At 47.7% G+C, this 15,079-nt stretch carries 11 protein-coding genes; 4 read left to right on the top strand and 7 right to left on the bottom strand.

The features are described 5' to 3' along the window. Positions 1 to 212 precede the first annotated feature (212 nt). The 3 genes from JXQ28_00055 (at position 213) to JXQ28_00045 (ending at position 7,390) form a co-directional block, all read left to right on the top strand. On the top strand, positions 213 to 3,245 hold the full coding sequence (locus JXQ28_00055) for a TonB-dependent receptor (protein ID MBN2276115.1): 3,033 nt from the start codon (positions 213 to 215) through the stop codon (positions 3,243 to 3,245). A gap of 387 nt (positions 3,246 to 3,632) precedes the next feature. Beyond that, complete coding sequence (locus JXQ28_00050) at positions 3,633 to 5,354, top strand: dockerin type I repeat-containing protein (GenBank protein ID MBN2276114.1); 1,722 nt, start codon at positions 3,633 to 3,635, stop codon at positions 5,352 to 5,354. Between the two features lie 488 nt (positions 5,355 to 5,842). Next, on the top strand, positions 5,843 to 7,390 hold the full coding sequence (locus JXQ28_00045; protein ID MBN2276113.1) for a hypothetical protein: 1,548 nt from the start codon (positions 5,843 to 5,845) through the stop codon (positions 7,388 to 7,390). 81 nt (positions 7,391 to 7,471) lie between these two features. Here the strand turns inward: JXQ28_00045 and JXQ28_00040 are convergent, their stop codons facing one another. From JXQ28_00040 to JXQ28_00025, 4 genes are all read right to left on the bottom strand, one after another. Beyond that, complete coding sequence (locus JXQ28_00040; GenBank protein MBN2276112.1) at positions 7,472 to 8,638, bottom strand: hypothetical protein; 1,167 nt, start codon at positions 8,636 to 8,638, stop codon at positions 7,472 to 7,474. Positions 8,639 to 8,720: 82 nt separating this feature from the next. Continuing rightward, complete coding sequence (locus JXQ28_00035) at positions 8,721 to 8,942, bottom strand: hypothetical protein (protein ID MBN2276111.1); 222 nt, start codon at positions 8,940 to 8,942, stop codon at positions 8,721 to 8,723. A 158-nt stretch (positions 8,943 to 9,100) separates the two neighbouring features. Next, complete coding sequence (locus JXQ28_00030) at positions 9,101 to 10,789, bottom strand: T9SS type A sorting domain-containing protein (protein MBN2276110.1); 1,689 nt, start codon at positions 10,787 to 10,789, stop codon at positions 9,101 to 9,103. Further along, positions 10,759 to 11,331 (bottom strand): RNA polymerase sigma factor, encoded by a 573-nt coding sequence (locus JXQ28_00025; GenBank protein MBN2276109.1) that lies wholly within the window; start codon positions 11,329 to 11,331, stop codon positions 10,759 to 10,761. Before JXQ28_00025 ends, JXQ28_00030 begins: the two co-directional genes overlap by 31 nt. 208 nt (positions 11,332 to 11,539) lie before the next feature. Between JXQ28_00025 and JXQ28_00020 the strand changes: the two genes are divergently transcribed. Then, positions 11,540 to 12,214, top strand: a complete 675-nt coding sequence (locus JXQ28_00020) for an outer membrane beta-barrel protein (GenBank protein ID MBN2276108.1) — start codon at positions 11,540 to 11,542, stop codon at positions 12,212 to 12,214. Between the two features lie 51 nt (positions 12,215 to 12,265). Here the strand turns inward: JXQ28_00020 and JXQ28_00015 are convergent, their stop codons facing one another. From JXQ28_00015 to JXQ28_00005, 3 genes are all read right to left on the bottom strand, one after another. Next, complete coding sequence (locus tag JXQ28_00015; GenBank protein ID MBN2276107.1) at positions 12,266 to 12,682, bottom strand: hypothetical protein; 417 nt, start codon at positions 12,680 to 12,682, stop codon at positions 12,266 to 12,268. Between the two features lie 183 nt (positions 12,683 to 12,865). Continuing rightward, positions 12,866 to 13,294 carry a peptidylprolyl isomerase gene (locus tag JXQ28_00010; protein ID MBN2276106.1) on the bottom strand — a complete coding sequence of 143 codons (429 nt, stop codon included), beginning with the start codon at positions 13,292 to 13,294 and terminating at the stop codon, positions 12,866 to 12,868. A 175-nt stretch (positions 13,295 to 13,469) separates the two neighbouring features. Further along, entirely contained in the window at positions 13,470 to 14,423 is a 954-nt protein-coding gene (locus tag JXQ28_00005) for a hypothetical protein (GenBank protein ID MBN2276105.1), read from the bottom strand. Positions 14,424 to 15,079: the final 656 nt, after the last annotated feature.

The following is a 15,079-nucleotide window of genomic DNA, read 5'->3' as shown; positions in this document are numbered from 1 at the left end:
TTTGGCGGAAATCTTTGAATGAATGGGGAATCAATCGATTCCCCGTTTTCTTGTCCATCCCAATAACAAGGCTCGAGTCTTTTTTAAATTTCCTTAAAAATCTAATATGCCTCTCATAATTTCCTAACAGCCCATGCCGTTAATCCTGACGGCAATTACAGGGATGTATTATCAGGCTCTGGGATCAAAAAACCAAAAAAGAGGAAAAGACAATGATTGGTAACGCTAAGACCAAAACCATCAACATTTTAACCGCGCTTTTATTGTTGACGGCCATATCGCTTTACCCCGTTACGATAGCAATGGCGGCAAAAAGCGGTTCGATTACAGGTCAGATAGTCGATTCGGAAACAGGCAATCCCATAATCGGCGCCAGCGTCTATATAAAGGATACCAGAATGGGCGCGGCCAGTGATCTGGACGGCAATTTTATAGTCAAACTGGTCCCTCCGGGCACCTATATTCTGGCTGTCTCCTCCATCGGATATGCCGGGATAACCATTGAACAGGTTGTGGTAGAAGAAGATACTCCGACAGCTCTTAATTGTACGCTGGATCCGAAAAATATAATGGGCAAAAAAATTGTGGTCACGGCGACGGCCCTGAAAAATACCGAAGCTAACCTTCTGCGCCAGCGACAGAAATCCCCGACCATCAGTGATGCCATCAGTTCCGAGGCCATTTCCAAATCCGGCAGCGGTGATGCCGCTGAGGCCATGACCCGGGTAACCGGGGCTTCCGTGGTCGGAGGGAAATATGTTTTCGTCCGCGGTCTGGGGGGCCGTTACAGTAATGCCCGGCTGAATGGTACGGCCATTCCCAATGCCGATCCGGATAATCAGGCCGTTCAGATGGACCTCTTTCCAACCGGATTGCTTGATAATGTGACGGTGGAGAAAACTTTCACGCCGGATAAGCCGGGGAATTTCTCCGGCGGAAGTGTCGATTTGCAAACCAGGGACATGCCGGAAGCGCTCAGTCTTTCTTTCTCTTCATCCTTGAAATATAATTCCATTACCACCGGGGAGAGCGACTTTCTGTCATCATCGCGCGGCAGTCTGGACTGGCTGGGTTATGATAACGGCTACCGCTCCTTGCCGGGGGAGCTTCTGGACTCCAAAGCGACCCAGAACCGGCCGCGAACCGGGACTCTTGAAGAGGGCCAGGCCTCCGATGAAATAATGAAGGCCTTTTCCTCGGACATGGCCCCGACCAGACGGCGGGCGCCGCTCGGCCAAAGCTATGCCTTTTCTTTCGGAAACAGTTACCTGCTGGGTGAACAACCGCTGGGAATTTTGGCCAGCCTGACTTACAGCCACAGCTATTCTTACTACAACGATGGAACCGTTTCCCGCTACGTTCTTTTCGATCAAAATGCTCCTTTTCTCGATGTCGAGTATTCCATGCCGGATGAAAAGGGCAAAGAAGAGGTCCTCTGGGGCGGCCTGTTCCATTCCAGTTATGTCTTCCACCCTCACCACAAAATATCCACTCAGTTCGTTTACAATCGCCAGGGCGAGAATGAGGTCCGCTATATTGTCGGCGAAGACAACGGCAGTACCAACGGTATGTATCAAACCCGCTCGATTATTTATGCCGAGCAGTATGTGCAAAGCCTTCAGGTCGACGGAGATCATTATTTCAAACCGTTTCGTCTGGACTGGAAGGCCTCCTTCAGCAAATCGAACCGGAATGAACCGGATGTCCGCTATTTCAGCAACGCCTTCGTACTCCATCCGATTCTGGACGAAATATCCGGTGACACTCTTGGTTACGACACCTCATACTACATGAGCTCCACCGGGGGAACATATCACCCGGTCCATTTCTTCCGGGAGATAGATGAAAAAAACAATGAGTTTCAATTGAATCTCTCGGTGCCCTTAATGAAACGGTACGGCCGGGAACTAAAGCTATCGACCGGGACCTCGATACTGGCCACCGATCGAATCAACAGCGAACGACGTTTCGAAATAGACTTCAACGAGCCGGTATACTATGACGGTAACCCCGACAATTTCGTGGACGCCGATGTCATGGGTATCGACTGGGATCACAGCCGGATGCTGATTGACGCCGAAATCGACTCAGTTTTGCAATATATCATCGACTCGCTTGAAGTCTTTCCCGGCTTTTGGTTTTATGATACTGTCGGGGTCGATACCATCCAATGGGACACTCTCACCGCCGACACCTCCTATCGTTTCGCCTATTACAAATGGATCGACGAAAGTTCCCTGACCAAAGGGAATAATAATTACACCGGCGAGCAGGATATCTTCGCCCTGTACTGGATGGTCGAGGCGCCGATAACGTCAAGGATGAATTTCGTCGGCGGGACCCGGATGGAAAACACCGATATGACTATCAAAAGTGCCGTCATTGCAGAAGACGAAGGGTTGATCGACGCTACCGACTGGTTACCATCGGCCAGCTTGACTTACCTCTTGAAGCCGGATATGAACCTTCGCCTGGCTTATGGTCGAACCCTGGCGCGCCCGACTATGAAAGAGAAAAGCCGCTCGATTTCTTATGAATTCATGCAGGGACTGGTTTTCAACGGCAATCCCGATTTAAAACGAACTCTGATCAATAACTATGATATTCGCTGGGAATGGTTCCCCAATCCGGGGGAATTGCTGGCCATCAGCGGTTATTATAAACGGTTCAAAGATCCGATCGAACGGGCTCTCTGGGGTAATAATAATGACATTATTTATCTGAATGTCGATCGGGCCCAGGTGATCGGGGCCGAATTTGAACTTCGTAAAGGATTGGGTTGCCTTTGGTCAAAACTGGACGATTTTAAATTCGAAGGCAATCTGACATTGACGCATTCCAAAATAACTATTCCGGAAACGGAAATGGCCAACCGGCTTTATTTTGATTCTCTGGCTTCGAATACCAGACCGCTCCAGGGTCAGTCGCCTTATATTATCAATGTCGGATTATCATACGAGAATTTCAAATCAAAGACCGCGGCCAGTCTCCTGTTCAACGTTTTCGGACGCCGCCTGTCCGAAGTCAGCCGCGGCGGGATGCCTGATATCTATGAAAAACCACGCCCGATGCTGGATTTTACTTTTTCCAAAGGGATTATTTCCGGTCTGCAGTTCAAACTCGCGGCCAAGAATCTGCTTGATGAAAAGGTAAGCAAGGTAATCGATTATAAGGGAACCGAGTATATTTTCAGGGAATATTCATCCGGCCGATCAATATCTGTCGGTCTGTCCTATAAAATATGATTCTAATTCGTCCCTCAACGGATTATCGTTTTCCCGAGAAGACCCATTCTATAACGGGCCTTCTCTTTTTTCCGTCCCGCAGGCTTCGATTGGTAGAGAAATACATTTCTAACATTGTCATCATAATAGATAAATACACGATTTCTATTCTTGCCCTCGTAATGTTGATCTCTGCAAAAAGATGTGTGTGGGAGATGCCCGATTATTCAGGGAGCCACCCGAGGTTGAATGGTGAGGCATCTTCCGGGAAAGACCTGATTCGAAATCGAAAAAAGCTGATAAAACCCCGGAGGTGAGAGAATCTAAAATTCTGAATTAAGCTAATTTGAAATTTTATCGGCAAATGAAAAGAACCTGACATGCAATAGTTTCTTAAGGAGGAACCTGATGTTTCAAAAACTTTTAACTCTCGTCTGTATCATGCTGATACCGGCTTTTGCTTTCGGTTATCCCGACAATTGCCAGTTCGATGATACCATCGTTGTTCGTGACTATGACGTTCACAATGGTTACAATGGCGGCCCGATCAATACTAATTTGACCCTGACGGCCAACAACCTCTATGTCCTGGTCGGTCATGTTTACGTTGAAGAAGGCTGTAAAATAACCATCGAGCCTGGAACCGTTATCTGGGGCACTAACCCGGAAGACCCGACCTACGGACCTGACACCCTTAACCCGGGCGCTCTGATAATCGCCCGCGGCGGAATTATCGATGCTGAGGGAACCGTGGATGATCCTATCATTTTCACGGCCGTCGGTGACGATGTCTGTGATCCGGATGATTTTGGCTACAACGACCGTCAGCTCTGGGGCGGCATTATAATCCTCGGCTACGCCGATATCAACACCGCCGATTCAACGGGTCATATTGAAGGGATTCCTGTCGGTGAACCACGCGCTGACTACGGATCCGATATCCCCAATGATGAAGACAGTTCCGGTGTTTTGCAGTATATCTCGCTCCGTCACGGCGGTCATGAAATCGGCGACGCCAATGAAATTAACGGCTTTACCTTCGGCGCGATCGGCTCCAAGACGGTTTGCGATCATCTTGAAGTTTTCGCCAATTATGATGACGGCTACGAATGGTTTGGCGGTAATATGAACTGCAGCCACCTGATCGCCGCTTACACTGGCGATGATTGCTTCGATATGGATGAAGGCATTCGCGGCAATTTCCAGTTCCTCTTTGCCATGTATACCGACTCGGCCGGCGATAAAAACGGTGAACACGATGGCGGCACCGATCCCGAATCCGGTCTGCCTTATGCCCATCCGGTCGTTTATAACGCCACTTTTATCGGTCGCGGATCCAATCCTGATCTTTGCAACGGTGCCACTTCCACCTTCCATATCCGTGATAACTGGGGCGGCGAATACCACAACTCGATCTTCACCGAAGCCTCCTGCTATGGTATTTTTGAAATCGAAAACCTGGATGCCGGTTATTCCAATCCTTCAGTGGTTGATTCCGAACAGCGCCTTCGCACCGGAGATATTAAATTTGGTTATAACATGTGGTATGGTCATGGCTCTGTCATGGCCGATTATGTCAATCCGGCCCCACCCAAAGTCGATTATCAGCACGTTCTCGATTATTTCAACGGCGTCGGCGATTATGCTTCCGGTAGCGCCAACGAAACCGGCCCGACCAATGATTTCGGGATTGACCCGATGCTTGTCAGCTTGAGCTGGAGAGACGGCAATCACGGCGAACTCGACCCGCGTCTCCAGACCGGCAGCCCGGCCAAAGGCGGCGCCATGGATTCCTATCCGTCCGACCCGTTCTTCACCACGGTTGATTACAAGGGCGCCTTTGACCTTTATTCATCCAATCCCTGCGATTTTTGGCTCGGTCGCTGGACCTACCTGGCCGAAAAAGGTATCGTCCCCGGGATGAAGTGCGGCGATGCCAATGCCAGCGGCGGAGTTAACATTCTCGACGCCACCTACATTATTACCTACCTTTATAAGAGTGGACCGGCCCCGAAACCCTGGCAGGTTATTGGCGATGTCAACCACTCCGGCGGCGTTAATATTCTCGATGCAACCTACCTGATAAACTACCTCTATAAGAGCGGACCGGCACCGGACTGCTGTCCGTAATCTCTTTCGATCCCCCTGATAAACCGGCCTCTGCCCGGAGGCCGGTTTGCCGTATAATACAGGCGGTTTACCCGCCTGTATTTTTTAAAACGCGAAAAAAACAATACCGGCAGGAAAAAATAAGGGGACGACTTTCCGGCCAATGACCGTCAAAAAACCGCCCCCCACTTAAGGAGATTACTTCGCCCTTAAGACTACCGGGAACGACCAGAAGACTACCCGAAAATTGTATCCGGCGGCCACCCTGACGGACCAATTCTCTTTTTTGCCCGCCGCCTGTTGTATCCCATGGACTTAATGGTCAATTTTACCATTAGAACAAGACCATTATGTACTATTATTGACCGCATAGGTGACCGTTGCACCACGCGAATTTTTAACTGGACATCATTATCCCTCTTGACAGAAATAAAAAAGTCCATATATTTATATTACTATTAACATATCCCCCCCTAAAACCGAATCCTATAACCGGCGGGAGAAAAAATATGCAGTCATCAGTCAGGGTCCTGGCGGCCTCGATGACGATGATGTTGGGGCTGGGATTTTCTGTTCTTTCCGCGGAAACACCGACACCGTCTCAGGTTGGCGAAGACGGCGATTTCCTGACCGGGTTGACCTGCTATTACGGACCCGGCGCTCTCGAACCATTAAATCTCGACCTCTGGTTCGGCGGCGATACGGTCGACAACCAGGGAATGCATCCCGATATTGTCGATTTTCCCGACGGATTCGGTCCTTCCGGTGGAAATTCCGTCATCGGTCTTAACCGGGAAAGGCATCTCGATACACTGATTGCATCGACGGACACCCCCAGATGGCGTTACTGGATGGCTTTTACACCCTACCCTTATGGTCTTGCGGCTTATGAGGATCCGACCATACGGGTCAGTTCCTTTATGGATCGGGATTGGATCCGGCCATTTGCCATCGGCGATGACCCGTCCGACAGCAGCGATATGATTGATACTATCTGGGTCGAGGACCCGATCTCGGATTTCGGGATATATAAATCAGGATCAATTATCGACCCTGATACGATCTGGAATGAGTATCTCAAACTCGGGTTGGTAACAACGGGCATCAACGGCCACAATGCCGACCCCGAATTCATTCGCGATCCCGACGACAGAATTATCATGGTGGCCTTTCTATCCAACTACCTCGATTTCAGGAGAATCCAGATAATCGCCCTGAATTCCCCCGACGGTATTACCTGGAATAAAAGCGATACCATTTTCATAGCCACCGCTGACCCGAATCAGTCCGATCCCTATGCGGCCTGGAGTTACTTATCGCCAACCCTTTGTTATTTCGGTGGCGGTTACTATTACCTCTGGTTTGTTGATAAAATCGGGCTGGAGCGCGGGACCCAGGTAATAAGGATGCTTCTCCCCGGTCTGGGTATGCCGCCGGTTATGATCGATACCTGCCTGATTACCCCTCCTGCCCCCAATAAGCAGATCTGGCATTTGAAAATCAGGCCATCGCCCAAAGACGGCAATTTTTATATGCTGGCGACCATCAACGGCAAAAACACGACTTCTATGGATAATACCGGACAATATTTATATGTTAGTGCCGATGGCGTCAACTGGTCTATGGTCAGGGAAGTTATCCCGCACGGCTCGATCGGGCAATGGGATTTCTATACTTATCGATCGACTTTCCTCTTTGATTCATTCAACGGTGAAACCATCTTCCCGGCCTGGTATTCGGGAGCTTGCTATGTGACCCGTTCGGAGGGTAATCCCGAAAAAGGCGACGGCAACACCTACCTGATTTGGAAAACCGGTTTCACGGTTATATCCAATGCGCCGCCTCCGGGGGATACCAATGATGACTGCAACGTGAATATCCTGGATGTTACCTATTTACTCAACTATCTTTATAAAGGCGGCCCTCCCCCGCCATCGGTAAAGCAGTCCGATGTTAACGGCGACTGCAAATGCAATATCCTGGATATTACTCACCTAATTAAATACCTGTACCTTGGTGCGACACCGCCGGTGGAAGGATGTGAATTACCTCAATAGCTTTTCTCGGGTGGTATGGCCACATATATATGCAAAAGCCGGATCGAACACGATCCGGCTTTTTTTAATTGACCCCGTATCTCACGGTATCTCTTTATGTTTGGTCTTCCTGCTGCCTTGATACATCTGGTATTTCAACAAGCGGCATTCCAGAGGTCCGTTGTATAGCTTTATCCTCTTCGAGGCCCTCAATCCAATATTACCGGCGGCTTCCATATTTCCCGTGAAAATCCAGGCCTCATAGCCATCGAACCGGTGTTTGAGGGTATCCCCGATCATTCGATAAAGACCATTAATATCTTCAACCCCCATCCGTTCCCCGTAAGGCGGATTAATAACCAGCACCCCCGGCGATGGGGCGGAAACCGGATCGGACAAAGGACATACCTTGAATTCGATATCCTTCTCGACACCGGCCCTCCGGGCATTAGCTCCGGCCTCTTTGATAACAGCCCGGCTTTGATCCGACCCGAAAACAGGGTATTCAGTCCCTGGTCGGATTCGTTTTCGGGCTTCCTCTTTGATTGTAAGGAAAAGTGACTTGTCGAAGTTCTTCCAGCGCATGAATCCAAAATCCGATCGCAACAGGCCGGGAGCAATCCGGCGGGCTATCAAGGCCGCCTCGATAACAAATGTCCCCGATCCGCACATGATATCGACAAACGGTATCTCCCCATCCCATCCGGTCAGGGCTATTATCCCGGCCGCCAGTGATTCGTTAAGCGGTGCCTGACCGCCCACCGTGCGATACCCGCGGCGATGAAGCGGCTCTCCCGAGGAATCCAGGGAAAGAGTCGCCCGATTCTGATGGATATGAATATTTATCCGGATATCGGGATTCTCGAGATCGACCGATGGGCGGCGGCCGGATCGATTACGAATCTGATCGACTATGGCATCTTTGGTTTTCTGAGCGACATATTGCGAATTATTAAAAACCGAATGACTCACCACCGGATCGATCGCCAGAGTCGCATCCGGATCGAGATATTCCTGCCAGTTTAAATCCCCGACAGCCTTATATAACTGGCGGTCATCCTCCACCCTGAAAGACCGTAATGGAACCAGAATTCTGGTGGCTGTCCGGCTCCAGAGATTGGCCCGATAAAGCAGTTCCGGCCCGCCCCAAAATTCCACCGAACGAACCATAACCCGAATTCTGCCGCCGCCCAGATCCTTTATTTCACCGGCCAGGATTTCCTCCAGTCCGTACAGCGTCTTGGCGATCATTCGAAATTCGTTTTTCATGGCGGCTTCCCGTTTTTAATACAAGGTCGTTAGTCACCGGCGGGAGGTTAATCTTTCAAAGACACCGGATGATACACAAATGCTATTTATTGGATACATCAAACAGGGTCGGCTGATAGCTGGCCCAGGTGTGCGGATTTATTTTATGATCAAAGCGGTAACGGCATTCGCCATTTTTACATGTATGCGGTTTTTTCTTGGCGAAATATTCAAAAATCTCGCCGCATACCTCGCATACGGCCGTTTTCCACTCCAGGTCCGGTAGCTTAGGCTGTATCTTCTGTGGCTGCTTCTTTTCTGCCATATCTACTCCATAACCATTTATAAAACGCGGCTATAATAACAGGTTTGTTGAAATGAAGCAATCACATTCTGGCAATAAATGGAAAATAATACGCCTAAAAATAACGAAAGCGGAAACTATCATTTCCGCTTTAACACGCCTATTATCGAATTCCGAAATTACTTCATATAGGTCATTTTCATGGTCCGGCTGGCCTTACCGGCATTAAAACGATAGAAATAAACACCGGTTGCCACTTCTACACCATCATCGTCGGTAGCATCCCACTCGACCGAATAATCTCCCGGTCCCATGGTTTGATTGACCAGAGTTCGGATCTTCTGACCGTTTATATTGACAATATCTATCCTGACATGCTCGCTGGATGGAATCGAATATTCAATCCTGGTGATCGGATTAAAGGGATTGGGGAAATTCTGTGAAAGCCGATACCCCTCGAGCAGGACATTACCATCTTTATCGGATTGCATCGGGTCTTTCTTGATTTCCATTGGTCTATCGGGCGAAAGATTGATACCCTGCCTATCATCGTATTTCATAAGAAGACCTTTCTCTTCCAATTTCTTCCTGACAGCATCATCGAGTTCCTCGCCGTCGATAAGGAACACCACTCCGGTTGACTGGGGAACCTGGATATACTGATAATCCCCATCGTCCGATTCGCCCGGCTTCAGAATAAGACACTTGCCGCTTTCTTTATTGGCCGCTTCCATTATAATACCCTTCGAACGAAGCCATTCATCGGTTGCTGAGTCCACATCTTTCATACCGAGGTACAGATATTCATCGGGTATGCTGTCCAGGCGGACAATACATGGAATCTGTCCACTGGTATCATTAGCTACCCAGACAAGGTTTTTCGACCCGGCCGAATCAAAAGAGGCAATCATTAGGTGATCATATTTTCTATCATTCCCGTCTGTGATGAATGTATCTTCGCTTTCAACGGCGACCACGCTCAGCCCTTTACTGGTTGTCCCCTGCAGGCCATTTTTACTATATATGGTTGTTATTCCGCCCACGGAATCGCAATTGGCAATGGCAATATTGAAACTGGCTTCCCCTTCTGGAATAGAATCATCGACAATCCAGATGATATTTCGCAGGGCTTCTTCATCGCCTAATTTATTGATGACAATTTCATGCAACCCGAGACTGTCTTTTTCGTCCATAAATATCAGTGTTATTTTATCGGCGGCTAAGCTAAGAATATTTCCGCTGACATCCACTTTCACCGGAGTTATATCCTTCGTTAAATTAACCTTATCGATATCGGAAAAGGCCGCGACTACCAGCCGGGCATCATCGCTGCTTTTCAGATTGGATATGACCAATTTGCACGTTTCTTCGCAGTCGGAAATATCCACCGCCGCCTCCGCCACCCCCAGTTTTTCCAGAAGGCCGTTTATCCGGGCGGTATCCATAGCCAGGTTTTTATCCACCCCTGCAAAGGCCACTTCGTATCCCACCGTCCGATCGTATCTGATCGGAATCAGCAGGGATAATAAAACCGCCACCAGTATTCCGGCCAAGCCGATACTGAATCGGGGCCGTCTTTTGACTTGATTCACCAATATAGACATAATCGATAACTCCTTTTTGATATTCTGCTCTGTTACTATGGCAAGCGACTCAACCCGGGACCTGAGCGTCTCCAGTGACACTGTTTCCACGTCATCATCGATTCCTGCCAGTTCCAGATCTCTTTTCAACAATCCGGCCGCATATGCCTGTCGGGCGCATTCGGGACAATTCTGCAGATGAACCAGCAATTCAGTATCAGGATTGAAAACAACCCCCGCCCGGGCGACCTCGGTCAGTTTTTCTCTGATTTTGCGGCAACGCATGTCTTATTCTCTCCTGTCAACATTTTGATGATCTCTTCCGGATCGGGCGGCACCAGACCCTCGGCCAGAGCCGCTCGCATTCTGCCCCGGATCCGCGATAATCTGACTTTGACCGCTCCCTCTCTCCGGCCCAGGAGAGCCGCCAGCTCGGCTATTCTCCAGCCCTCCAGTTCAAAGAGAGTAATCAGTCCTCTGTCTTCCGCACCCAAAACCCTAAAGGCTTTTTCCAGTCGATACCGGGCCGCGTAGCGGTTTCGAGGATTGTCTCCGGCAAGGTTTTCCTCAAACGGTCGATTGATGGTTTCCGATCGCCGGTATTCCCGGTTGCGGAGATGATTCTTAAACGTATTGATCATTATCCGGTAAAACCAGGTTCGGAAAACCGTTCGGTCTCGCAGGCCGGATAAGCCGGTCAACGCTTTGACCAAACTGCTCTGATAAAGGTCATCACCATCGTCACGATTACCTGTCAGTTTGCGGCAAAAGGCCCGGGCTCGTCGGTGTTCCGGTTCGACCAGACTCCAGAACAGGTCCCTATTCATGTTCATCAACCATTAGACAATTCATATCCATAAAGGTAACACAATATATTATATTCCCGTTAAAACGGTAGACTTCCAATTGCAAAATTGCGTATACTCGGAACATATACCGGATAAAACCGTATCTTCATGCGAGAGGTTAGCCATTGCCGATCCTGTGCTTCAATTCGGGATTGGCGGGATTTCAAAAATCAGACTGGAAGAAAAAATGAGTAAAGGCATCAGGTATTCCGGATTTATATTACTACTCATCATTATTGCTGTCTCGACAACAACTCAATCCGCAGAACTCAGCAAACGATACCGGATAGACTTCAAGGTCGGAGGCTGGTCACCGACTTATGCCGCCGAAGATAATAGCTCAGGCGACCTCGTGTCGGTTTCATTACCCGATAACGGCCTTGTCGCCGGTTTCGGTTGCGGCCACTGGATCAACGAAAAATGGGCGGTGACCATCGCGATATCAACGCTGAGTGTTGGCCTGGACTACCGGGTTGGTTTCTTGCAAACATCCACCAGCCATACCAGTGTCATTACCTTTCTCATGGGCGGCCGGTATTATTTCAGCGGAGAGGACTGGCATCCGTACTTATCCCTTGCCGTCGGGCCGTATTACGGCATTCAAAATCAAATCAAAATAGGCAACGATGTTGTCATAAAAAGCACATCTCAATCCGTGCCCGGATGCCGTCTCGGGGGCGGAATAGATTTACAATTAAGCCGGTTGTTCATGCTCGATGCCGATGTCGGTTATAACTTGGTCTCGAACTTTTCTGAAAATATAGGCAATCGAGAGAATTACAGCGGACCGGATTTTACCATCGGCCTGAGCCTCCTGCTGGGCGGCGAAATAAGAACAAAAGGACATTCGGTGGAAAAATAAAATAGTCGTTGTCTTGTTTATATATCACCAAAATATCAAGGATTCGTAATTTCAGGACAATTCCACCAGCCGGTATTTGGGCCAGTCTTCACCGAACATCACCTGGCCTTCCCGGTCGGCATCGGCAATATACCGGCTTTCCACCATAATCGTATAGGCGCCGCCGACCGGACGGTACGATGAAAGACCCATCTGACCGGTTACTCCGAAATGCCCCAGACTGGATTTTAAAACGGCCGGGATTCCTTTGGCTCTCAGGGTCTCAATAAACATTTCGGCATAATATTGCGATGACAGGCTGGCCAGCGGTATCCATTCATAGTAATCGGGATAATCATCCAAATCGTTTTCATAATCGGAATCGCTCTTGCTTTCAACCGGCAAGGAATCCACCAGTTTCTCACCACAATCGGGACATTTTATAATTCCTTCCCGGTATTCATATCGGCACCTGGGACAAAATGGCATAGCTCACCTCTTTACCTTTGGATAACCATAATTTAATCGGTCGACACTGCCTAATCAACAGCTATACCGCCCCTAGGCCGAAATATTCAACCTTATCGGACCAAAGGAAACGGCCAATAAAAAAGACAGATTTTCATACAATCTGCCTTTTTGAATCAAAGGAATTTATCCCGCTATGGCGGATCATGCCACTTCAAGCAATTCGATCTCGAATATCAGGGTTTTATCGCACAGTGGGTGGTTGGCATCCAGCGTTACCGTTTCATCTTCAATTTTGGCAATGGTAACATTGATATTCTGCCCGTCGCCGCGTTGCATGGTTAATTTCAAACCGACCTCGGGGGTTATATCCGGCGGAAAATCTTTCTTGCTGACATCGACCATCATCTCGTTACGATGCCGGCCATAGGCATCCTCGCACGGGATCGTCACCGTCTTAGATTCGCCGGTTTTCATTCCCCGCACCCCGTTTTCGAAACCCGGGATAACCCCTCCCTGTCCGAGGGTGAATGACAGCGGCTCCCGATTATGGGAACTGTCGAACACGGTTCCGTCTTCCAGTTTACCGGTATAATGGACTTTCACGGTGTTTCCGTCTTTGGCCTGATCCATGTAATTCTCCTGTTTACATTAATCTCACAATTATCATTCAGCTTTCGGCATCCATATCCAGTTTGGCGGCAATATCACCATGATAAGACCTGAATGAATACGGATCCGCTCAATATAGCACCTGTTGAGATAATTTGCAAACCGTTAAATTTGAATTTCATTATTAATAAAATATTCAATTGCTTCGTTTTTCTATAATCTCTACCCGGGGGACAACATTTTTTTCCAGAATGACTATTACTTTTTCAATATTGGGATTTACTTTAAGAGCGACCGTGCAACCTTTAAATCCATGAGCGTCAATTTTCATATTGTAATCGGTGGCTACGGAATTCATACTTTCATCCAGAACACAAGGTAACCATATCCTTGTGGAATCCCGAACCTTTACCTTTTTATCTAAAACTGTCTTTTTAAGATAATATTCCTTTAGCTTTTCAAGGAAACCCCGATTCCGAATATTCTCACTCAGTTGCATGTTCAGATAATTGCATATGGTATCCAGAAATTTCTCTGTGCTTGTATCAACCGGTTTAATCTTGATTTCCGATTTTTCTATTGGCTCCATTGTCGTACCGTCTTTGATTTCGATATAGAAAAAGGAAGCCTGATTATCAGCGTAATTTACCAATGTCTGTAAATAATCATACCATTTGAATTTCGCCGATTTGGTACAATTTTTATGCAACTCGTTATCATAACCGGATAGTATCGCAGGCGCCGGACAGATTATAAAATAGCATGAGTCATATGCAATAAATTGATTGAAAGCGCTTTTGTCGATGAATGGGTAAGTCTGGCATTCGGCGGCAGGTTTATATATACCTCCCATTGTGTCCTTTGATTTATCGGCAATTGTAATATCGTTGTACGAAACCGATGAAAGGTCTTTTTTATCATAGGGAACCTCTTTGGGCGAAATAAAAAGCTGAGGTTTCCTTCGCACTTCCGCGGACTGACCCGATTCATCGTAAAACTCCGCTGAAAAAACACCGGTGCTGTCATAATCAATCCACTTTATAGAATACTTCGGGTCCTGCCTGTAACCAAATGACCTATTGGCACCCGCCATAAGAATAACAAAGGCCGATAAAATATATATTCCATATTTGGTACTATGCGTTTTCATAATTCCTCCCCGAATCTTATCCATCCTGAGTCATGGCAGGTTGAAACCCCTGCAGTTTCGACTATTTTTTTTAAGAATATGCTATTGTGGGACAATATTGTCAATGATAATAATAAATACCACCCGAGTGGTACAATTCGCGAACCGTTATGTTTGGATTTTTAAGCCCTTGAACCTTAATTAATTTTCCCACAGCAAGCTGCGAGAGACCCAATTTTTTCTTGTTGATTCTCCAAAATATTTTGTAGATTTGGATAATGTTATTCGGAGGTATCGAGAATGACGATTCTTATAGTCAATAATGGCTATTCCACAATACTCGCTGGGCTTGGTAAGAATAAACCGTTAATTCAATTAAGCGAGAAGCGAATTACAAAAGCCGTACGGGAAGCTCTGAGAACACAATACGGAACAAATAACGTCAAGGTTTCTTGTTCTGACAGTTTCAATAATGGGCACTGGCATGGGGATTGCCGAATTCTCAGTTTCGATTACCATTATCACATCATGTAGTCATGGCAGACTACAACGCTTGCGGTTTCGACTATTTTTTTATGAATATGCTATTGTAGGATAATCTTGTAAATGATAATAATTAAAATACCCCCGGCAGGACTCGAACCTGCTACCCTCTGCTTAGAAGGCAGATGCTCTAT

The organism is Candidatus Zixiibacteriota bacterium (assembly GCA_016933955.1).
GTDB lineage: Bacteria > Zixibacteria > MSB-5A5 > GN15 > PGXB01 > JAFGTT01.
This window is presented reverse-complemented; position numbering and strand designations above follow the sequence as displayed.